This is a genomic window from uncultured Campylobacter sp., assembly GCF_938041645.1.
Taxonomy (GTDB): domain Bacteria; phylum Campylobacterota; class Campylobacteria; order Campylobacterales; family Campylobacteraceae; genus Campylobacter_B.
On the sequence record NZ_CALIST010000028.1, the window covers coordinates 1 to 22,758 of the forward strand.

Here is a 22,758-nt window from a genome sequence, read left to right on the forward strand (position 1 = left end):
AAAACCCTTTATTTCAGTATACTTTAATAAATTTCAGCTTAAGCAGATAAATTTTATCTTTTTATTGACGGACCTCAATGCTTATTGAAATTTAAATAGGTAAAATTCTCTCCCAATTTCAGTTAAAGGAGTGAGAATGGCAGAATATAAAAAGCTCTGGATGGCGCTTGTAGCGGTGCTCATCGTGGGCTTTAGTTTCTTGGGTTTTTACGGCGGCGAGGTGTATAGGCAGTCTCCGCCGGTGGTAAAATTTACCGATGCTAGCGGAGCTGAGCTAATCAGCACCGAGCGCATTTACCGCGGGCAGGAGGCCTGGCAGAGCATCGGCGGTATGCAGGTGGGCTCGATCTGGGGTCACGGAGCGTATCAGGCGCCCGATTGGAGCGCGGATTGGCTGCATAAGGAGCTGGTCGCGTTTATGGATATCAAGGCGCAGGAGCGTTTCGGCGTGAAATTTGACGCCTTAAATGACGAGCAAAAGGCGCAGATCAAAGCGCTTACAAAGGCCGAGTACCGCACCAACACCGTAAAAGACGGCACCGTTAAGCTAAGCGATGATCGCTTAAAGGCTATGGCGGTCGTAAAAGACGAGTACATGGGTGTTTTCGGAAACGATCCGCGCTTTAAAAAGCTTCGCGAGGATTACGCGATGAAGGAAAATACGCTCGCAAACGAGCAACACCGCGCCGAGCTCGTGGATTTCATCTTTTGGACTGCGTGGGCGGTTTCTACGGATCGTCCGAGCGGAGAGGCGACCTATACCAATAACTGGCCGCACGAGCCGCTAATAGACAATGTCCCTACCACGGAAAACGTCGTTTGGACGATCGCAAGCCTCGTTATTTTGCTTACCGGCATCGGCCTGCTAGTGTGGTTTGGAAATTTCTACGGCAAAAAGGACGAGGATTTCGAGGCTCCTGCGAAGCTTAGCGCAGATCCAATCGCCGCTTTAGCGCTTACGCCGTCGCAAAAGGCGCTCGGCAAATATCTTTTCGTAGCGATTGCGTTGTTTGCATTTCAAGCCTTCATCGGCGGCTTTGTTGCGCACTATACGATCGAGGGTCAGTCCTTTTTCGGGCTTGATATTTCGCAATATATCCCTTACTCGCTAGCTCGCACCTGGCACGTGCAAGCGTCCATTTTCTGGATCGCTACGGGCTTTTTGGCGGCGGGATTGTTTCTAGCTCCGATCATCAACGGCGGCAAGGATCCGAAATTTCAAAAGCTCGGCGTGGACGTGCTTTTCTACGCGCTTCTTTTCTTGGTCGTCGGCAGCTTCGCGGGCGAATACATGGCGATTGCGGGCAAGATGGATCCAAGCAGCAGTTTCTGGATCGGACATCAAGGATATGAGTATTTAGACCTCGGTAGAATTTGGCAGCTGATACTGTTCGTGGGTCTTGTGATCTGGATGGTGCTCGTGCTGCGCGGCTTTATCGCGGGCTTTAGAGCCGAGGGCGATAAGAATTTATTGGCGATCTTTACCGCTTCGGTCATCGCCGTGGGGCTTTTTTACGGCGCGGGGCTATTTTACGGACAGCGCTCGCCGATCCCTGTGATGGAGTACTGGCGCTGGTGGGTCGTGCACCTTTGGGTCGAAGGATTTTTCGAGGTTTTCGCGACGGCGTCTTTGGCGTTCGTGTTCGCGTCCTTGGGCTTAGTAAGCAAGAAATTTGCCACCTACACTTCGATTGCTAGCGCATCGATTTTCCTAATCGGCGGAATTCCTGGTACCTTCCACCACCTCTATTTTGCGGGCACCACTACGCCGATAATGGCTGTGGGTGCAAGCTTTTCGGCGCTTGAAGTCGTGCCTTTGGTGCTTTTGGGCTCAGAGGCGTTTCATTACTACAAGCTTCAATTCGCGCAGGATTGGGCTAAGCGTTTAAAATGGCCGCTTTACTGCTTCATCGCCGTAGCGTTTTGGAATATGCTAGGCGCGGGCGTTTTCGGCTTTTTAATCAACCCGCCGCTTGCGCTATTTTACATCCAGGGCTTAAACACCACCGCGGTGCACGCCCATACGGCGTTATTTGGCGTATACGGCTTTTTGGCGCTCGGCTTCGTGTGGCTCGTGGCGCTGTATATCTACAGGCAAAAAAGCTTTGACGATACGCTGATGAAGATCGGCTTTTGGGCTCTTAACGCGGGTCTGCTTCTAATGGTGTTGATTTCGCTTCTTCCGGTTGGAATTTTGCAGGCATTCGCGGCGATCGACGTGGGTATGTGGTATGCAAGAAGCGCGGAATTCTTGCAAAAAGACAGCCTCTACGGGCTCCGCTGGGCGCGCATCATCGGCGATACGATCTTTTTGGTTGGAAGCGTGTGCTTCTTACTTCAAATCGTGCGAATGATATTCTCACGCGCTAAATAGAGCCTTCGCGAGCTCTTATCGTTTGCTTTGCCCCGCAGGGATTTTATATTCTTGCGGGGCTTTTTAAATTTTACTAGGCTTCGCAAGAGCTTTTTTCCGCAAATGGGAGCTGCGCGCGAGTCTTTGCCGCAGACGATACCCGCGCGAGCTTTAAGCTTAGCCGCAAATCGCGATCAATCTTTAAAATTTTAAAATTTCATCCCCTTAAATTTACCCAAGCCAAATTTTAAATTTGCTAAAATTACCGCCGAAATTTTAATCTCAAGGAGTAGAAAATGGGTGTGCGAGAGCAAATTTTAGAAGACATTAAAACGGCGATGAAAAGCGGCGATCACTTCCGCAGAGACAGCCTGCGGATGCTTAACGCTGCGCTTAAGCAGGTCGAGGTGGACGAGCGCATCAGCCTTAGCGACGAGCGCGTCTTTAGCATACTTCAAAACGAGATCAAGCGCCGAAATGACTCTGTGGAGCAGTACCGCGCGGGCGGTCGCGACGATCTGGTGCAAAAAGAGCAGGGCGAGATCGAGATCATCGCGTCCTATCTGCCCGCGCAGCTAGGCGATGTCGAGCTTGCTGCCGCGGTTAGCTCGCTAATCTCGCAGCTTGGCGCTAGCGGCGCAAAGGATATGGGGCGCGTGATGAAAGCTGCCAAAGAAGCGCTCGGCTCAAGCGTAGACGGCAAGCGGCTAAGCGAGGCGGTCAAAGCGGCACTGAAGTAGAGCCGGGAATTTAAAAGCCGTGGCTTTGCTCCTCGGCGGAGTTTTGCGGAACGCAGAATTCCGTATCGAAATTCCGCACCCAAAATTCTGCGTCAGGATTTTATAGCGCGGAATTTTGCACTGAAATTCCGAGCGTGAAATTTAAGGCGTAAAATTTCGCTGCTGAAATTTTTTGAGATAGAGCTTGGGCTGCGGAATTCATACGCTAATTTAAAATTTTAAAGGATCATCATGAAAAAATTTATCGCAGTTTTACTAGCTGTCCTGCTTGTGGGGTGCCAGTGCAAACAAAACGTAGTGCCTGGGGCGAACGAAACGCCCGAAAAGATTACGGCATTTTTCATAAACGATGGCAAGGAATACATCGTAGGTGAGAAACTCAGCTATGTCCTAACGAACGGCTCGTCGCTTAAGAATATCTCGGAATTTTACGATGGCGGATACGCCAAAGGGCTTAAGCGCGAGTTTGTACAGATCGAAGTAACCGATGCTAAAAACGGCGAGGCGCGCGGTAGCTTCAGTGCTTTTTTAAACTCTGCCGCAGGAGCAGACGTCGCCAAAATCAAAGCTCTAGCGAACCGCATCGAAATCGATGAGAAAAAAGGCGAGATAGAAGTGATTTTCTACTTCGATGCGCGCGTCGTACAGATCAAAAATCTTAGCGAAATAATGAAGCCAAGCGATAGGCTGCGCTCTCCGATTCCGGCAAACATCGAGGTTAGGCCTGAACGCTGCGAGGGCAACGCCCTATTGTATACGATAAGCACCATCGTAGCTGTGCCGATAATAATCGTGGGAACGGTACTGTTTCTGCCCGTGGTGATGATGCAGGAATATAGCCCGCGATAATAAAAGCCGTAAAATTCCGTATCTTGCAGCGAAACTTACAATGTAATGATCGATGAAGCTCGGCGAAATTTGGTATAACTTAGATCGCAAGTTCGATCTATTTATGATCGCATTTTATTTGGCGGCGATGTGGTACGGATTTCTTTTTAGCTTGAATCCGAAAAGCTTAGACGATCTGAAAATCGCAAATGGAATAATCATGGATGTCAGAAGCGATGATGGGCGCGAATATATGCAGATTTTTACGGATGAGCGCAAATTTATCAAAGTCTTTTTAAATGACGATACGGATAACTTAACCTCTTTTTATAAAAATAAAATTTTGCTCAATGCAGCAATTGCTGAAGCTAATTTTAAGCGGTCAGGAGCGGACGAGTGGCAAGGCGTAAATATCAAGCCTTCTATCTCGCTAATCGCATACGAATGGCTGGAAGGCAAGCGAGTTAAAGCTTGGTATCAAAGCCGTCCGTTTCCGTTTCAAGATCGCGGCACGGCGTATCAGGTCTTATTCTTGGATTACAATGCAAGCATAGATCCGCCGCAGCGCGAGTATCTGATGAAATTCAGATATGACAAATACGCTACGACGGATGATAAATTTACAGCTACGATATTTGGAGCTTTGACGCTCATTTTTCTTGCGATAATGGCGGGTAAATTTTATCAAACATGGCGCCAACTGCAATAAACATTGCGCCGCGAAATTTTAAGTAGCATCGGATGGCCTGAAAACACGGCGCGCAGTATCGATACGAAGCATTTTAAAAGGCGCTAGGCTTGCGCTGCGTAATTTATCGCAGATAGCGGCGCGAGCAGGATAAGCTTACGGCGATAAATTTAAATCGTCATCAAAAACAGACCGAAACGAGATTTAAAATTTTGATAAATAGCGTGCGCCGAGTTTTGAAATTTTGCGGCTCTAGCTGCGCCAGCTAGCGCTAAATTTGAAAATTTAAACTGCGCGAGATTTCAAAATTTCAAAATTTTAAATCTCGCGCTCGTTTAGCAGTATCCATAAAATTCCAAACGCCAAATGGGAGCGAATGGGCTAAAACAGCCCATTTATCAGCCCTTTAATCGCGTCTGATTGCTCCTTTTTCGCGTCGTTTTTGCTGCTATTATCGTCCTTTTTCACGCCGAAAAGCTTGTCGATGCCCTTGCCGATCTGCTTGTCGAGTTTGCCCTTTAGATAGTCCGATTGGACATTGTATTTCGGCTCTTTAATCGTGCCGGTGATGTTTATTTCAAGATCGGTTTTTTCGATGTTTGCCTTAACCGGCACCGAAATCGCGCCCGTTTTGCTATCCAGCGTGCCGCCGGTGACGTTTAGCTTGCTTTTTTGCGCGCTCATATCGGCGTTGAAATTGATTAAATTCTGCTTGATCGTGCCGTTTACTTTGGCGTCGTTATAGACCTCACCGCCTAGATCGCGGCCTAAAATTTTGCCGATTTTATCGATCAATCCGCCGCTAGGAAGGCGACCGTTATTGATGATCGCGTCGAATTTTCCGCTGTGCGAGCTAGTATTATACGTAAGATTTGCATTGCCCGTGCCGTCGTAGACGTGATCGATATTTAGAAGCGTCGTAAGCTCTTTGACGATGAAATTTTGGATTTTAAAATTTGCCTCATCGCCCGCGATCTGTCCGTTCAGCTCACCGCCCGCGACCTTGGAATTTATGGTCGCAAACAGGCTCTTGCCGTCATGCGAAAGCTCGCCGGTAGCGGCAATTTTGCCGTTTAGTCTGCGATTTAAGAAAAATTCTAGTCGCTGCAAGCTCGGGATCAGCAGCGCGTAGTTTGCTTTAAGCGCTTTGTTTTTAAGCTCATAAGTGCCGTTTAAGCTCTGAAGCTGCGCCAGATCGGAGTTTGCACTTACGCTAAAGGTCGCGACGGAGTTTTTGATATTTGTCTGCGCCTGCGCGTCCGTTTTCAGATCGCTTGGGAAGTTCTTGCCCGTCGCGCCGTCTAAAAATTTCTTAAAAATCACGCCGCTAGCGAGCGAAATTTGCGCCGTGCCGTTGATGCCGTCTTTTAAGCTTAGCTTCGCATCGCCGTTTATCGTGCCCTCTCCGATCGCGCTGCCGTAAAACAGAGCCGAAAGCACTGCCAGATTTAGATTGCTCGTTTTAAGCTTAAGATCACTTAAATTTCCGTTCGCATTCAGGTTGCCACCCATCGCGTTTAGATTTAAGCTTAGATTTTTAAGTTCGTTCTGCGCTAGAGCCGCGCTAAGCTCGCCGTTTGCCTTGCCTTGCAGCTTCACTCCCAGGACGTTTTGCAGCGCGGCCAGATCGTTTGCGTTTAGCTTTGCGGACAGCTCGCCGTTTTTGTTTTTAAGATCGTATTTGACCTCCGCATCCGCTTTAAGCGCGTCTTTAAACGCCAAAATTTGCGAGTTTGAAAGCTCAAGCGTAGAAAAATCGGTCTTTAAATTTCCGTTTGCTTTAACGTCGCCAGAAATTTTGCGCCCGATAAGGCTTTCGAGCTTCGCTAGATCGGGCAAGCTTAGATTAAAATCGGAATTTAAAGTTTTGTTTTTCAGATCAAATTCTGATTTTTCGGCGCCGATCTTGCCTAGCGTCGAATCGATCTTGCTTGCTGCTCGCAGGACGTCATTTTGCGCCGTAATGTCCGAGTTTAGCATGATCTGCACGCCCTTTGGGATGGAGATATTCATATCTTTAAACGCAGATTCGTTTAGGATCAAATTTGAGCTTTTGATGCTCGCGTTGCCCTCTGCACCGCCGCTGCTAGCCTTGATGTCTGAGAGAATGTCGATATTTCCTTTGGCGTAGATCGGTAGAGAGGCCACGGCAAGGGCCTTTTCGACGTTTAGGCCCTTAGCGTCGATTTGCAGATCAAGCGGTTTGAGGTCTTTTAAATTTGCTAAAAATTTTACGTTGCTATCAAAAATCCGCCCGCTGCCGTTGATGCCGAATTTGTCAAGATCGCCTAAAATTTGCCCTTTGAGGCTTAGTCCTTCGCTCGTTTTGATGCCGAGCTTGGCTAGATCGTGCGCGTTTGCGTCGTAGTTAAGATCGAAAGAGCGCGCAAAAAGCGAGTATTTGCCCTTTACGTTTACGTTTGCAGCGTCATTTACGTTGGCGCTGATGTCCAGATCGCCGAAATTTAGATCGAATTTCTCAAGCTTTACGTCAAGGCCGCTTTTTTCTTTGATCAAATTTTCTATGTAAGGCTTAGTAAGATTGTTGCCAAAATCGCTGAAAAATAGGCAGCCTGCGCCTACGACAAGCAGGATTAAAATTCCTGCGATTATGCCGAAAATTTTCATTTCGTCCCCTTAAAATTTAAAATTTGAGGGTATTATAGCCCTTAAAATTTAACGTTTGAAATCTCAATACTTGAGTTAAAATCACTAAAGTTTTATAAAAATTTTTCATAAACTATTGACAAGATTTTAAATTTTGCATATAATCCTAGCACTCAAACACATTGAGTGCCAATTTTAGAAATCACAAATCAAAGAAAGGACTGAAATGAAATTTCAACCACTTGGCAAGCGCGTTCTAATAGAGCGCGAGGAGGAAACAAAAAAGACCGCTTCGGGCATCATCATCCCCGACAATGCTTCAAAAGAGAAGCCTTCGACCGGCAAAATCGTAGCCGTCGGCAGCGAATGTGAAGGCGTCAAAAATGGCGATATCGTAGCGTTTGCAAAATACGCAGGCAGCGAGATTAGCTTAGACGATAAGAAATTTCTTATCTTAAATTTAGAAGACGTTTTAGGCATAATTAAATAAAAAGGATTGAAAATGGCAAAAGAGATTATTTTTTCAGACGACGCAAGAAACAAACTCTACGCGGGCGTTAGGAAGCTAAACGATGCTGTAAAAGTTACGATGGGACCTCGCGGTCGCAATGTCTTAATCCAAAAGAGCTTCGGCGCTCCTGCGATCACAAAAGACGGCGTAACCGTCGCTAAAGAGATTGAGCTAAAAGATACGCTAGAGAATATGGGTGCTTCTTTGGTGCGCGAAGTAGCGAGTAAAACCAACGATCAAGCAGGAGATGGCACTACTACAGCAACCGTGCTAGCTCACGCGATCTTTAAAGAGGGCCTACGCAACGTAACTGCGGGCGCAAATCCGATCGAAGTTAAGCGCGGTATGGATAAATTTAGCGCTGCGGTTATTGAAGAGCTAAAAAAATCATCTAAAAAAGTAAACGGCAAAAAAGAGATCGCTCAGGTCGCTACGATCTCTGCTAATAACGATAGCGCGGTGGGCGATCTGATCGCAGACGCTATGGAAAGAGTCGGCAAGGACGGCGTTATCACGGTAGAAGAGGCAAAATCTATTAACGATGAGTTAAACGTAGTCGAGGGAATGCAGTTTGACCGCGGCTATCTAAGCCCATATTTCATTACAAATGCCGAGAAAATGCTAGTCGAGCTAGCTTCTCCACTAGTGCTTCTATTTGACAAAAAAATTACAAATTTGAAAGATCTTCTTCCGGTTTTGGAGCAGGTTCAAAAAAGCGGCAAGCCGCTTCTAATCATCGCCGAAGATATCGAGGGCGAGGCGCTTGCGACCTTGGTCGTAAATAAACTTCGCGGCGTGCTAAACATCTCCGCGGTCAAAGCCCCTGGATTTGGCGATCGCAGAAAGGCGATGCTTGAAGATATCGCGATTTTAACGGGCGGCACCGTCATCAGCGAGGAGCTTGGCAGAACGCTAGAAAGCGCTTCTATGGCTGATCTCGGACAGGCTGAGCGCATCGTGATCGACAAAGACAACACCACCATCGTAGGCGGCGCGGGCAAGAAAAAAGATATCGACGCGCGCGTTTCGCAGATCAAAGCTCAGATCGCCGAGACTACGAGCGATTACGACAAAGAGAAGCTTCAAGAGCGTATGGCTAAGCTTAGCGGCGGCGTCGCAGTCATCAAAGTAGGCGCTGCGACCGAAACCGAGATGAAAGAGAAAAAAGACCGCGTGGACGATGCTCTAAACGCAACTAAAGCTGCCGTAGACGAGGGTATCGTAATCGGCGGTGGCGCTGCGCTAATCAGAGCGGGACTTAGCTTAAAACTGGCCCTAAGCGGCGACGAGCTTATCGGCGCGGACATCGTCAAGCGCGCGCTTTTCGCTCCACTTCGCCAGATCGCCGAGAATGCGGGATTTGACGCGGGCGTCGTAGCAAATGCCGTCGAGCAGAATAAAGACAAAAAATTCGGCTTCAACGCCGCAAACGGTGAGTACGTCAATATGTTTGAGGCAGGTATCATTGATCCAGTCAAGGTTGAGCGCATCGCGCTTCAAAATGCGGTCTCCGTCGCAAGCCTGCTTCTAACGACCGAAGCGACCGTCAGCGAGATTAAAGAGGAGAAACCTGCAATGCCTCCAATGCCTGATATGGGCGGAATGGGTGGCATGGGCGGAATGATGTAGCCCCATAGGAGCGTCATTCGGCGCTCCTATGCCATTACAACGGCGCTGCAAGATTTTGCAGCGCTTATGTGCGGTGATGCTTTAGCTATGCGCCGTAGAATGAGATGTGCCGCGTTTTGGATATGTCTAAGGCGCGGCGATTTATTATGAATTAACGATTAAGTGGTGTAATTTTTAGTCGCCACATGATCTCGCAAATTTCGTATCTTACCGCAAATTTGCGGTTTTGCCGCATTATCCTTTAAATTTAAAAACTTTATTTGAGCTTGCTTTTTACCTTAAATTCTGACTTGCCACTCAAAATTTAAGCGCAGAATTCTAAAACTTTAAAATTTTCAGCTATCCCACCTAAACGCTTACAAGATAAAATTTTTTCGTGGCGTCATATTTTTAGTGTGATAAAATTCTATTGCCAAACAGAATCCTAGCTGCGGAATTTTTAAAGCTTAGCCTTTTGTTTGGCGATACGGCTTGGAATTAGAGCTGAAATTTCATAGCCTCACTCATTAAATTTAACGCGGCTTAATCTAAGCTTTGCTAAATTTCGCCTAAAATCCATGGAAAGGAAAACGATGAAAAATTTAGCTCGTATTTTTTTAATTGCGTTCATTTTGACGAGCTTCTCTAGCATTTTTGCTGCGCAGCAAAACCATAAATCTAAAATTTCATCTCAAAATCTGCGAGCCAAAGATCATTCGAGTAAAAATACCTCGGCAAGATCCTCTGCCGAGCCGCATGCTAAAAAACCTGCAAATGCTAAAAGCCTTTCAAATTCCAAGCTCACAAAAAATACGCGTGCGTCTAGGAATTTCGCTAAAAATTCCACGCAAAAAAGTGCGAAAAATTTTACTAAAAATCCCGGGCAAAATTTCGCATCGCATTCTGCGAGAAATAAAGCATCTAGGCGCCCGGCTAATCAATCAAACAGCCAGAATGAAGCTAGCAAGAGTCTAGTTGCGACGCTGATGCGTTTGCCAAAGACCCGCATCTATGAGGACGAGGCGCCAAGCGCTCGCGATACTGCGCAAACTTACAGAGGTGCAGATATGCGGAGAAGCGCAAGCGCGCAAACTCACGGAGGCGCGGATGAGCAGACCGGTAAAATCGTAGACGCACAAGCTCGCAAATTAACGACGGCTCGAATTGCACAGCCGCAAGCTCTCCGCGTCTATAGTGCAACTCGTTCTGGCGCTATGGGGCATACAGCTGCATCTCATTCGAGCGCCACGAAGTATACGGCTCGTCAAAATGCTCGCGCGCCCTATCTTCCCACATCTGCTCGCTCTAGCCGTGCGATAGGGCGCTCTGGCGGTAGCGCGCTTAGTAAGATGTCGTCGCCAAAGCGGGGTAATGCGCTAGGGCAAGGTGCTGCGATGCGTTATGATGAGCGTTGGGCGAAGCCCGCTCCACAGCCTTACGAGCCTGCGCCTGAGACTGAGAAAAAGCGCGGGCTGATATTTTCATCGCAGTGGGGTCCTGCCGCGCCTAAAAGCAAGTGGCAGCAGCACGAAGCCCCGATGGATGATGCTTCGTCGCGCAATGAGTCGGTGATGGATATGCTGCAGGACAAGATGAGCAGGGTCAAGGTGAATATGGAGCTGGTGCGCTAGCCTAGGCGGCATGCCGACGCAATTTATATGCGTAGGCGGTTTAAATTTTACTGCCTCTATAAGATCGCGATACAGGCGCTTGCATTGCAAAAACACGAACGCTGATGTTTTTCGGCTTTGCCGCCGTGCGAAACAATGCCCTAATGCTGCAATTAAAGATAGAATTTTTCATATTTCATCCACTTGCTTTGAATTTCACGGCTGCATGCCGTGCTGTTAGGATAAACCAGACTGCATTCGTTTTGCGCGAGCGAGCGCTGCGACGATACTGCGGGTAAAATTTCGCCAAAATTTCAAAAGCTTAATTTTGTAATTTTATGTCGCATGACTTCGCTTGCCTGCCAAGTTCGCGAAATTTTGCTTGGCTGTGTGGTTTATTAAATTTCGCTTGTCATAAAATTTTGTATAGTTTTATTTGCTACCGGAATTTTTAGAATTTTATTAGATGGCGGAATTTTATAGAACTCTATTTGCTAAAATTTCACGGCGAAATAAAATTTTCCGCAAGTGCGAAAGCAAAATTTAGCGAGTGAAATTATACGGCGGGTGGCGAGTGCGAATTATTAAATTTTAACCCCGTTTTGAATAAAATAGCGCAAAAAATTCTAAAGGCTTAAATTTGAAAAATCGCTATCCGACCCGCCAAATCTCCGTCGGCTCCGTCAAAATCGGCGGCGGCGCGCCCATCTCCGTGCAATCGATGAGCTTTTCTAAGACTAAGGATGTGGAGGGTACGCTAGAGCAGATAAACCGCCTGTATTTCGCTGGCTGCGACATCGTGCGCTGCGCCGTACTCGATAAAGCGGACGCGGACGCGCTCGCACGCATCAAAAAAAGCTCGCCGCTTCCCATCGTAGCGGACATCCATTTTAATTTTCGCTTAGCGCTGCAGGTTGCGGAGTTTGTCGATGCTATCCGCATAAACCCGGGCAATATCGGCGGCAAGGACCGTATCAAAGAGGTCGTGCGCGCGTGCAAAGCTCGCAGCCTGCCTATCCGCATCGGCGTAAATTTGGGCTCTTTGGAGGAGCAGTTTGAGCAGAAATACGGTCGCAGCGTGGAGGCGATGGTGCAAAGCGCGCTGTATAACGCCGCGCTGCTTGAAGATGAGGACTTTAACGCCATCGCGATCTCGCTTAAGACTTCGGACGCGCCGAGTACGGTGGCTGCGTATCGCGCGCTGCGCCCGCTGTGCGAGTATCCTTTTCATCTGGGCGTGACCGAGGCGGGGACGAAATTTCACGCGAGCATCAAGAGCGCGATCGCGCTTGGTACGCTTTTGATGGAGGGGATCGGCGATACGATGCGCGTGAGTATCACGGGCGAGCTTGAGGAGGAGATCCGCGTCGCGCGCGCGATCCTGCAGGATGCGGGCGTGCAAAAAAGCGGCGTCAATATCATCTCGTGCCCTACCTGCGGGCGTTTGCAAAGCGACCTGCTAAGCGCGATCAAAATCGTCGAAGAAAAAACCGCGCACATAAAAACGCCGCTAAATATCAGCGTCATGGGCTGCGTCGTAAATGCGATCGGCGAGGCGAAGGGCGCGGACGTGGCGATCGCGTTCGGCAACGGGCGCGGCATCGTGATGCGCCACGGCGAAGTGGTCGCCAAACTCGATGAGAGCAAGCTCGTGGAGCGGTTTTTGCAAGAGGTCGAGGACGAGGTGCGGGCTCGCGAAGGAGCGTGAGAGCTGCGGCGCCTAGCGGCTTAAATATCGCTATGATTCGTGGCTTGGGTAGCTTGGCTCTGAATTCTGGCGCGCTTGGCTAGTTGTAGTTTGCTCGGCGTTTTAAGGCGCTCTTGGGTTTATCGCGGTTTGTTCGGCTCATCGGTACAGCGCGTCTGAGGCGTAAAATTTTAAAATTTAATTCCGAGGCAGCGCTTTTAAATTTGAGCCTTTGGGAGTGCGGCTTGGAATTTTAGTTTGGAATTTCAGGTTTAAAATTTTAGCTCTAGGATTTCGTTTTGGAATTTTGAGTTTGAAATTTTAACTTTGCAATTCGCCGTGAAATTTTATTTTAAAATTTGAGCCTCGCGATTCGGTGCTAAATTTGCGGCGTAAAATTTCAAGGCACGGCGCGGGAGTCGAGCCGCATTAAATTTAGCGTGACGGACGCACCGTTTGCGAAACAGCGAGCGAGCGTTAAATTTAAATGCCGCGGCATTTGGCTCATTGTTTAAGGCGTTTGAAAAATTTCAGATCGCGACGTTTCGGTTTAAATTTAGCAAAGTTCGCTCGCCGCAGCTTGGGCGCAAAATTTAATGCCCGAGCTGGGGGCGCTAAATTTTAATAGGCGGGCTTAAAATTTTAAAGAATTCTAAGCCCTAGCGAAATTTCAAGCTCTATGAAATTTCAAAATTTTAAATCCGCTGCCGTAGCCTTTGGGCGCAGCCTTAAATCGCCGCGGTGTGTGCAGCATAAGAGCGCAGCGGCTTAAAATCGTGTGGATTTTTGAAGCGCGAAACTTTCAAAGCCGCGATAGTTCCAAGGCCGCAACGAGCGTTCAAAGCCGCATCGGTTTTCAAAAGCGCTGGACCGGGGGCTGCGGATTAAAATTTACGATTTTATAGAGCTTAAAATTTAGACGCGCAAAAGCGCGCGAAACGAGGGGAAGCGATGGTAACGAAGCAGAATGTGCCTGCAAATTTATACGATCTGGATATGGAGCGCGCGATTTTAAGCTCGCTTTTGCAAAACGAGGACGCATACGGCGAGCTGAGCGAGATAATCTCGGTCGGCGATTTTTTCTACAAGCCGCACGCCGACGTCTACGAGGCGATCGTCAAATGCTCCTCGCACAACGAGCCGATCGCGCCGAGCTTCGTTAAAAAATGGCTAGCCGAGCGCTACGACGATGGCGTATTTACCGAGGTCGTAGCCACCAGCGGCGTGGTCGATGCCCCAAAATACGCGCTCGAACTGCGCGAAAAATCGATCAAGCGCTCGCTAATCAAGGTAGCGCACGAGATCCCTTCGATGGTAAACGAAGCCGTGCGCAGCAAGGACACCGCCGATAAAATCAGCTCTAAAATTTACGAGCTCATCGACGAGGAGCGCCACGGCGGCATCAAAAAATCGCATGAGATCATCGCCGACGTGGTAGAGGAGCTGAAACGCCAAAAGGCGCTCGCAGGCTCGGAGCTCGTGGGGCTAGATACCGGCTTTCGCTTCCTAAACGACTGCACGAAGGGGTTGAAACCGGGTGAGCTCATCATCATCGCCGCCCGCCCCGGTATGGGAAAGACCGCCTTTGCGCTAAATTTGATGATGAAAACGCTGCAAAGCGGCAAAGGCGTCGTATTTTTCTCGCTCGAGATGCCCTCTGTGCAGCTGATGTATCGCATACTAAGCGCGCTTAGCTCGATCCCGCTAAGCGACATAATGAGCGCCAAGCTCAGCGACGACGACTGGACGCGCTTCAACGACGCTTGCGACGCGGTGCTAAATATGCCGCTTTTCGTCTATGACAGCGGCTACGTGAACATCCACCAAGTCCGCACCCAGCTGCGCAAGCTCAAATCCGCAGACGCCAATATCGAGCTTTGTGTGATCGATTACATCGGACTTATGACGAGCACGAGCAACTACTCCGAGCGCCACCTGCAAATCGCCGAAATTTCACGCGGACTCAAGCTCTTAGCACGCGAGCTAAACATCCCGATCATCGCGCTGTCGCAGCTAAACCGCTCGCTTGAGGCGCGCTCAAACAAACGCCCGATGCTAAGCGATCTGCGCGAAAGCGGCGCGATCGAGCAGGACGCCGATATCATACTTTTCGTCTATCGCGATGAGGTTTATAAAGAGCAGATGGAGCGCGAGCGCATTTCGCGGCTGGAGGCCGAGGGCAAGGACGCCGGCGAGCCCGTGTTTAGGCGCAACGACTATCAGGAAAAAGCCGAAATCATCGTCGGCAAAAACCGCTCGGGCGAGGCGGGCAGGACGATCGAGGTGGGCTTTCAGGGCAGATTTACCCGCTTCGTCGATACGAGCTTCGGCGGCGAGCCCAGCGAGAGCGCGATCTTTAACGAAAATGACAATCTCGACTACGTTTCGCAGCTGCAAGATCAGGGCTTTGAGGAGCCTGCTGCGCCGCGTCTTGATACGGCGCAGAATTTGCAGCAGAATTTAGCGCAAAACTTTAACGGCACGGAGAGTTTTAACGAAGCGCAAAATAGCGGCGTAAACTTAAGCACAAGCTCCGCTAGCGTCCGAAATTCCGGAGTAAATATCGATTTTGATGAGATGCCTAGCTTCGGTCAAAGCGATGCGCAGTACGGCGAGGAGATAGACGGCGAGTCTAAATTTGGCGTGGAGCAGGGCCTAGTAGAAACACGGCGCGCGGCACAGGACGCACCGCAAAAGCAAGAATTTCAGGAGCAAAATTTAGATGATGCAAGAGCTGGCGGCGTCGCACCCGAAACAGAGGGCGTGCGCGGAAATTCGGCCGAGCAGAACGTAAAGAGTGCGGAAGGCGCAAAAGACGCGCTGCAAGATGCAAAAGGCGCATCGCAAGGCGCAAATAACACTCAGCAAGAGGGCACTACGTATTTTGAAAGAGATGATGAGCCGCCTTTTGAAGCGCAAGAGGATGAGGCGAAATTTAAACCCGCGCCGCCTTTAAATATCGAAGAAATGGGCATTCCAAAGATCAATGAGGCAAACAGGCTCGATGACGACGACGCGCCGCTGGATCTGTGAAATAGCGCTTAGGCTAGCGCTGATCGTTAGCGTTTTTTGCTTCGCGCTTTACGCGCAGGATTTCAGTGACGCGGGCTTTTGCGCGCTGGCGGCGTTTTGGGCTTACGCGCTATTTCGGGTGCTATTTAGCTTTTTTTACGAGGCAAAGCAGCGCGCCAATGCGGCGCTATTTCGCAGCGGCGGGACTTTGATTAAAATTTTTAGAGGCAGGCTCATAAGCGGGGTTTTTGCCTGCGCGGGCGCGATCCTCTTAAGCGTCACTTTGGCGCTAGGCCTAGCGGATCTGCGCGGCGCGGAGCTATTCGTGACGCTCGCGGCGCTGCCTGCAGCTCTTGCTCTGATGCGCCTAGCGGTGCTTAAGCTTAGCCTAAAAGAGATTAAAAACCCTAGAATTTTATCGCTGAAGCTTAGCATTTTGCTGCTCGCCGTGCTTGCCGTAGCGGTAAATTTCGCCATAAATTTAGCCTATTTGCAGCTTGCGGACGCTACGGATTCAGCTGAGCACTCTTTAAATTCCGCGATAAATTTTACTCCGCTTACCCGCACCGCTTCATCCGCCGAAGACTTCGTGAGGAATAACGCTTCGGCACCCGTCGGAAATTTTGCAACATATAATGCCGCTAAATCCGTTAAAAATTTCGCGGCGAATAACGCTGCCATAGTTATTAGAAATTCCGAGACCGATAATGCTGTCAAGTCCGCACCGGACGCCGTCAAAAATCCTACCGCTTCGCCCGCAAATTTTAAAGCAGGCTCCGTCAGAGCGGTGCACGCCTCGGCTGAAAATTCAAAGGCAAATACCGCAGCCGCGCCGCAGACCTTCGCTAAAAATTCTACGACTAGCCCCGCCGCAGCGAAAAATTTAGCCCAAAACCCCGCCGCACCGAGTATGGCTGCCGACAATTCCGCCAAAAATTCCGCGACAAGCCCCGCATCGGTAGCCGAAATTTTTGAAATTTTAAAATCTACCGTGCCGCAAGCGCACTTCAGATCCGCCCTGCTAAATGAAATTTACGCTTTGAAATTTTACAAAAACGCGCTGTTCGAGCTGGCGCTGTCGCAGAGCCCTAGCGCGCTAAAAATCGCTCTTTTGTTTCTGATCTGCGCGAGAGATTTCCTCTTTTACTGCGCGATCTTGCATCTTTGCGCCTTCGTGCTTTTTATGCCGCGAGCAGCAGCCGCGCCCAAAATAGGGCGCTTTAGCGGCACGATCTTTGCGCTTGCTTACGTCACGCTGTGTTTGATCTGCGCCGCGCAGACGCGCACGGCAGGCAGCGGAGCGGAGGGCGCACATCCTAAAAGCGCAGTCGAGACGAGCGTGCAGATCGTACTGCAAAGCGGCGAGCGGCTGATCTTAAGCGCGCGCGAGGCGGACGCGCTAAGAGGCGAGCTAAACGCTACGCGCTTCGCCGCGGAAGCAAACGCCGCGTCCGCGCTAAATAGCTACATCGACGCCGTTTATGACGAGGGCGCGAGGCTTAGCGCGCAGAAAATGGCGGATTTCAATTACTCGTTTCTAAGCGATTATCTGGTGCTGTGGCACGGCGTGTGGGACGATGACGCGGGGGCGTATCTGAATGAGAAATTTGCGGGCTTCGTGAGCGAAAGCTTCCCGAAGGATTTCGGCGAAAATATCGCTAAAATCGCTGCGGCGAACGTCAAAAATTATGAGAGCTCGCTAAATTTTACGCTCAAAAAATACGGCGCGAAAATCGATCTTAACGTCACGCAGAGCTTCAGCCTAAAAAGCAAGGCGTATCGCGCGAGCGGGACGGGGCTAGGGGCGCTGGGCGGTGTGTTGGGTGCAAAGCTGATAAGCAAGAGCCTCGCTAAAACTGCGGCTAAAACGGGCGCGAAGACCCTTACCAAGGCGGGCGCCAGCGCGACCAGCGGTAGTGCGGGGCTCGTGTGCGGTCCAGGCGCGGTGGTGTGCGTGCCTGCGTTTGCCGTGGCTACGTGGTTTGGGCTGGATTTTGCGTTTGCCAAGGGCGACGAGGCGCTGAACCGAGAGGAGTTTGAAGCTGCGATCGTGCGCGATATGATGGCGGCGAAAGAGGAGCTAAAGCGCGCGCTGGCGGAGGATTTCAACGCGACGATAGATGAAATTTCGAGTGAAATTTTAAATTTAGACGGGAAGTAGGGCAGCGGATTATGCCCGCGCAACTTAGACCCGTTGCGAGCGAAATTTTACGGCGGATTATAGAGCTTTCGTGCGTGGCGGGCGGTGGGCGGTGTGCATCAAAATGGGTGGTTCGGTAGGTACGAAACGGTAGCGAAACTAGCGGCAAAAAAATAGGCGCACAAAACGACAGTGCGACGAGTGCACATTAAGTAGCGCTGCGAGCGAGGAATTTTATAAAATTTTATCCTGCATGAACATGCAGCGAGATTTAGACCCGTTGCGAGTAAAATTTGGCGGTAGATTATGGAATTTTCATACGCGAGGCTTGCGCAACACACGGCGAAATTTTAAAATTTCATCTAAGTGCAGGCGGGTGGGATTATGGCGCACTTATCGCGCCGCCGTGCTCCTTAAATTTAAGAGCCAACTAAAAATTTTTAAATATAATCGCCGCTTAAAACAAGGAGTGCTAATGAGAAAATTCTATCTTAAAATTTCGTTATTTGCGTTTATAACGGCATTTGCGGCGATTCCTGCTGCAGCAAAATCGCATTTGACAAGCTTGATAAAGTTAGAGGATTTTAATAACGAAGAGCAAAGGACGCTTTTTAAATCCTGCGATTACGGTGACGGAAAATATGGATCGTGTAATAAACTCGTTGAAATTTTATCTAAAGAGTGCGAGGATGGTAATATGCGCTCATGTACTATACAGAGTGATTTTTTACAATCTTTGTTTAGAGAAGAGGAAGCTATGAAATATCTGATTAAGCTGTGCGATGCTAACCTTATCGAATATTGCATGGGGCTAGGTTGGGAAGATATAGAATTTAACGGCAATATACAAAGAGCAATTAGGAGTTTTGAAAAAGTATGCGATAGCAAGCTGAAGAATAGTGAGCTTTTTTGTAGAATGAATGAGGAATTAAAGAGCTGTTTAAAAGATAAAGAATGCAATCCGATAATAAAAGGCAAAGCTCTTTTAAAAAGAACTGTAGAGGAGCTGAAATGAGAAGTATCGGTATTTTATTCTTATTGATTATGATATTGTCGTATCCGTCATTTGCCAAATCTACGGCAGAGGAACAAAATCTTTATAACGAATGCAATAAAGGAAACGGCAAATACAGCTCATGCACTAAGCTAATAAAAATTTTATCCGAAAAATGCGATAGTGGAGATATGATCGGATGTGCCGATGTGGGTTATATTATGGGTTTAGAGCTCGGTATGCGTGAAGCGGCTTTTGTGCCTTTAGAAAAATCTTGCAAGGCGGGTATTGCAGCTTCTTGTTTTAACCTCGGAATTCATGATATTGCGATAAGAGGCAATGTCAAAAGAGCGGCACATAATTACGCTATAGCTTGCGAAAAATATTCAGAGCATCTAGAAAAAGAAAAAATATTTAAACTAAAATCTTGCGCGCTAAAGACGGCTTTAGAAAACTGCTTACGAGATGAGGAGGAACACGATCCCGTAAAGTGTGCGAAAAAAGCCTTTTGGGAAATAAGTGATAAATACGACGCAAATTCAACCAAGGAGTAAAAGATGGCGAATCCAAAGAGGGGCAAAGAACGATAATGGAAAAATTCTATCCCGTAATTTTGGCGCCTTTAATAACGCAAGCCGCGGCAGAGCGCAACCAAAGCGCAGCCGCTAGCAAAGAGATAAAATTTACGTCGCCTGCCGATCTAAATTTAAATTTATATCATTCGTAAGGATTAAAATGAAAGCGCTATTTTTTATACTCGTATCGGCTCTGTTTTTGAAAGCCGCGAGCGTAAGCGAAATTTATTCTCTAGGGGCGCCTGCGTGCGATATTTACGATTTAAATTTAAAGAAATGTAATAGCGGCGACGGCGAAGCATGCTATTTGGCGGCTTTAATTCTAAATAATAAATCTTGCGCACGAAAAAACGAAGATTTGGCATTGGAATTTTTTGAAAAATCATGCAGTTTGGGATGTGCCAAAGGCTGCATTTTTATGGGGCAAGCGTATTCGCTTACTTCTTTGGACGAAAAACACGCGAAAATCAAGACATATTACGAAAGAGCTTGCGAGCTAGACACGAAATTTTGCGACGATTACGGGCTTTTATATTTTTACGGCGAGGGCGTAAAAAAGGATGAGCTTGCGGCAAAAGAGTATTTTAAAAAATCCTGCGATGCGGGAAATCCCGCAGGATGCGGGCACTTTGCCACATCGTTAAACAGAGAGAATGAGAATATAAATGAGGTTATGAAATTTTATGAAATCGGCTGCAACGGAGAGCATTACCCTTCGTGCTATGCTTACGGACTGCTGTTGTGGGCTAAAGTAGATAAAAATAAAGGCAAAAATTTTTGCAAGAAGGCTTGCGACAGGGGTAATATAAAGGAGGCGTGCAAATGGGTACTCGATATGAGCGAGGAGGAGGAGGAGCAAATTTTATATTTGAGGCGGTATTTAAAGCTGGGCTGCAAAGACGGCGACGCGCAAATGTGCAAGGATTTAGGAAAAATAGGGAATTAGGGCAGAATTTTAAATACTAAATTGCCCCACTTGCAAGCTCTTAAAATTTGGGCTTTAAAATTTAATCTTAATTGGGCTATAATCTTAGAATTAATATTCAAAAAGGAGTTTTTATGCAAACACAAAATAATTTCATAAACCGTGAACTAAGCTGGCTACGCTTCAATACCCGCGTGCTGGAACAATGCAAAAAGGATATCCCGCTAATTGAAAAATTAAAATTTCTAGCGATTTACAGCACGAATTTAGACGAATTTTATATGATCCGCGTGGCGGGCCTGAAGCAGCTTTTTACCGCCGGCGTTATAACCAGCGGCGATGACGAGATGACGCCTCTTGAGCAGCTACGCGCGATCCGCTCCTATCTAAGAAACGAACAAACCGAGCTTGAGCAGCAGTATTTTGGAATCCAAAAGGAGCTTTGCAAAAACGGGCTTTTTATCAAAAGCTACGACGAGCTGCAGCCCGAGCTAAAGCCCGTGGCGGACGAGTTTTTCTTCTCGCAGATAATGCCCGTCATCGTCCCGATCGCAGTCGATGCGACCCATCCTTTCCCGCATCTAAACAATCTCAGCTTCTCCCTCGCAGTCAAGCTCTGCGATGAGGGCTCGCCCGAGTCGGTGCATTTTGGAATGATTAGGATCCCACGCGTGATCCCGCGCTTCGTGCAGGTAGCGCAAAATACCTACGTGCCGATCGGCACCATCGTAAAGCGCCATGCGGAGGAAATTTTTCCGGGCTACAAGCTCATCAGCTCCGCAGCTTTCCGCGTCACGCGAAACGCAGATATCGTAATTGAAGAGGAGGAAGCGGACGATTTTATGATGATTTTAGAAGCGGGGCTTAAACTGCGCCGCAAGGGGGCTTTCGTACGGCTCCAGATCGAAAAAGATGCCGATGCCGAGCTTTTAGAATTTCTAAATTCTCATCTTAAAATTTTTTACAAAGATATATATGAATGCGCCGTGCCGCTTACGCTGGACGGGCTTTGGGAGATCGCTTCTAATAAGGATTTTTCCTTTCTAGCCCATCCTCAGTATCTGCCAAAGACTCTGCCCCCCTTTAACGAAAACACCTCCGTTATGAGCGCGATGGAGAAGGAGGATATCCTGCTGATCCATCCTTACGAGAGCTTCGATCCTGTCCAAAAACTCATCAAAGAGGCTGCCAAGGATCCGAAAGTCATCTCGATCCGCATGACGCTGTATCGCGTGGAAAAAAACTCCCCGATCGTCCAGAGCCTGATCGAGGCCGCAAGCGACGGCAAGCAGGTGACGGTGATGGTCGAGCTTAAGGCGAGGTTTGATGAGGAAAACAACCTGCACTGGGCAAAGGCGCTCGAAGACGCGGGCGCGCACGTCATCTACGGCATCACGGGCTTTAAAGTCCACGCCAAGGTAACGCAGATCATCAAAAAAGAGGAAGGCAAGTTAAAATTTTATATCCACTTAGGCACGGGCAACTACAACGGCTCTAGCGCTAAAATTTACACCGACGTGAGCTTTTTTACCTGCGGCGACCGCTTCGACAAGGACACGACGAATTTCTTCCACATCCTCTCGGGCTACAACAAAAACCGCAAGCTCGATAACCTTTCTATGTCGCCGATGCAGATCAAAGAGCGGCTCCTGGCGATGATAAAAAACGAGGAGAAAAAAGGCTCTGCCGGCAGGATCATCGCTAAGATGAACGCTCTTGTCGACGGCGATATGATCAAAGCGCTATATAAAGCAAGCGCCGCGGGCGTAAAGATCGATCTCATCGTGCGCGGCATCTGCTGCTTGCGCCCCGCGCTCAAGGGCGTTAGCGAAAATATCCGTGTGATCTCGATCGTCGGCAAATACCTGGAGCACGCTAGAATTTTTTACTTCGCGCACGCGCAACCAAGCCTATACATCGCGAGCGCGGATTGGATGCCGCGAAATTTGGAGCGCAGACTGGAGCTAATGAGCCCGATTTACAACGAAAATCTGCAAAACAAGCTCAAAGAAATTTTAAAGCTTCAGCTAAGCGACAACGAGCTTGCATTCGAGCTGCAAAGCAGCGGCGAGTACCGAAAGATCGTGCCGAAAAAGGGCGAAGAGAAAATCGACGATCAGGAATTTTTAGAAATTTATTTCAATAAAATTTATAAAAACATCCGCAAGCACGACGAAAGCGGCACGGCGCTAACTAAGCTTTTGAAGGAGAGCTAGGCGCAGTCTCGGTTCTGCTAGGGCTAGCCGCGCGCTAAGCCCGCGCGCAGACCGAGCTTATAAATGCTAAATGCGGAATTTTGCGCCGCAAACGCGCAGTAAATTTACGGAAATTCGAAATTTTATAAATTTTGCAGGACGTAGCTTCGTAAAAATGCCAGTCCGCCATGATGCCCGAAATACTACGTACGTAGATAAAATTCCGCTTACTTATGATAAATTTTTAAAATTTTTTAACTTAAAATTTCAAAGTTTATTTACCCG

At 48.4% G+C, this 22,758-nt stretch carries 16 protein-coding genes; 15 read left to right on the forward strand and 1 reads right to left on the reverse strand.

Annotated elements, in window-relative coordinates:
- The first annotated feature begins 136 nt into the window (after nt 1-136).
- The 4 genes from Q0600_RS04715 to Q0600_RS04730 all read left to right on the forward strand — a co-directional run bounded on the left by Q0600_RS04715 (nt 137) and on the right by Q0600_RS04730 (nt 4,630).
- Nucleotides 137-2,374, forward strand: a complete 2,238-nt coding sequence (locus tag Q0600_RS04715; RefSeq protein WP_298757497.1) for a nitric-oxide reductase large subunit — start codon at nt 137-139, stop codon at nt 2,372-2,374.
- A 275-nt stretch (nt 2,375-2,649) separates the two neighbouring features.
- Nucleotides 2,650-3,093, forward strand: a complete 444-nt coding sequence (locus Q0600_RS04720; protein ID WP_298757500.1) for a GatB/YqeY domain-containing protein — start codon at nt 2,650-2,652, stop codon at nt 3,091-3,093.
- Nucleotides 3,094-3,324: 231 nt separating this feature from the next.
- Nucleotides 3,325-3,942 carry a hypothetical protein gene (locus Q0600_RS04725; RefSeq protein ID WP_298757502.1) on the forward strand — a complete coding sequence of 206 codons (618 nt, stop codon included), beginning with the start codon at nt 3,325-3,327 and terminating at the stop codon, nt 3,940-3,942.
- A gap of 52 nt (nt 3,943-3,994) precedes the next feature.
- Complete coding sequence (locus Q0600_RS04730; RefSeq protein WP_298757505.1) at nt 3,995-4,630, forward strand: hypothetical protein; 636 nt, start codon at nt 3,995-3,997, stop codon at nt 4,628-4,630.
- Between the two features lie 360 nt (nt 4,631-4,990).
- Here Q0600_RS04730 and Q0600_RS04735 read toward each other — a convergent pair whose 3' ends face one another.
- The gene (locus tag Q0600_RS04735) at nt 4,991-7,237 is read right to left on the reverse strand and encodes a hypothetical protein (protein ID WP_298757509.1); all 2,247 of its coding nucleotides are present in this window, start codon (nt 7,235-7,237) and stop codon (nt 4,991-4,993) included.
- A 205-nt stretch (nt 7,238-7,442) separates the two neighbouring features.
- Between Q0600_RS04735 and groES the strand changes: the two genes are divergently transcribed.
- From groES to Q0600_RS04790, 11 genes are all read left to right on the forward strand, one after another.
- Nucleotides 7,443-7,706, forward strand: a complete 264-nt coding sequence (groES, locus tag Q0600_RS04740) for a co-chaperone GroES (RefSeq protein WP_297893655.1) — start codon at nt 7,443-7,445, stop codon at nt 7,704-7,706.
- 12 nt (nt 7,707-7,718) lie between these two features.
- Complete coding sequence (groL, locus tag Q0600_RS04745) at nt 7,719-9,356, forward strand: chaperonin GroEL (RefSeq protein WP_298757513.1); 1,638 nt, start codon at nt 7,719-7,721, stop codon at nt 9,354-9,356.
- Between the two features lie 572 nt (nt 9,357-9,928).
- On the forward strand, nt 9,929-10,966 hold the full coding sequence (locus Q0600_RS04750) for a hypothetical protein (RefSeq protein ID WP_298757516.1): 1,038 nt from the start codon (nt 9,929-9,931) through the stop codon (nt 10,964-10,966).
- Between the two features lie 619 nt (nt 10,967-11,585).
- On the forward strand, nt 11,586-12,653 hold the full coding sequence (ispG, locus tag Q0600_RS04755) for a flavodoxin-dependent (E)-4-hydroxy-3-methylbut-2-enyl-diphosphate synthase (protein ID WP_298757519.1): 1,068 nt from the start codon (nt 11,586-11,588) through the stop codon (nt 12,651-12,653).
- Nucleotides 12,654-13,583: 930 nt separating this feature from the next.
- The gene (locus Q0600_RS04760; protein ID WP_298757521.1) at nt 13,584-15,665 is read left to right on the forward strand and encodes a replicative DNA helicase; all 2,082 of its coding nucleotides are present in this window, start codon (nt 13,584-13,586) and stop codon (nt 15,663-15,665) included.
- Complete coding sequence (locus Q0600_RS04765) at nt 15,637-17,805, forward strand: hypothetical protein (protein ID WP_298757524.1); 2,169 nt, start codon at nt 15,637-15,639, stop codon at nt 17,803-17,805. Before Q0600_RS04760 ends, Q0600_RS04765 begins: the two co-directional genes overlap by 29 nt.
- A gap of 454 nt (nt 17,806-18,259) precedes the next feature.
- Nucleotides 18,260-18,799 (forward strand): hypothetical protein, encoded by a 540-nt coding sequence (locus Q0600_RS04770; protein WP_298757527.1) that lies wholly within the window; start codon nt 18,260-18,262, stop codon nt 18,797-18,799.
- The gene (locus Q0600_RS04775; RefSeq protein ID WP_298757530.1) at nt 18,739-19,332 is read left to right on the forward strand and encodes a hypothetical protein; all 594 of its coding nucleotides are present in this window, start codon (nt 18,739-18,741) and stop codon (nt 19,330-19,332) included. The genes Q0600_RS04770 and Q0600_RS04775 overlap by 61 nt, the downstream gene beginning before the upstream one ends.
- A 35-nt stretch (nt 19,333-19,367) precedes the next feature.
- The gene (locus Q0600_RS04780) at nt 19,368-19,505 is read left to right on the forward strand and encodes a hypothetical protein (RefSeq protein WP_298757533.1); all 138 of its coding nucleotides are present in this window, start codon (nt 19,368-19,370) and stop codon (nt 19,503-19,505) included.
- Between the two features lie 8 nt (nt 19,506-19,513).
- A complete protein-coding gene (locus Q0600_RS04785; RefSeq protein ID WP_298757536.1) occupies nt 19,514-20,299 on the forward strand; it encodes a tetratricopeptide repeat protein in 786 nt (261 codons plus the stop codon).
- A 113-nt stretch (nt 20,300-20,412) separates the two neighbouring features.
- Nucleotides 20,413-22,494: an RNA degradosome polyphosphate kinase gene (locus Q0600_RS04790; protein WP_298757538.1), complete on the forward strand. Its 2,082-nt coding sequence runs from the start codon at nt 20,413-20,415 to the stop codon at nt 22,492-22,494.
- Nucleotides 22,495-22,758 lie beyond the last annotated feature (264 nt).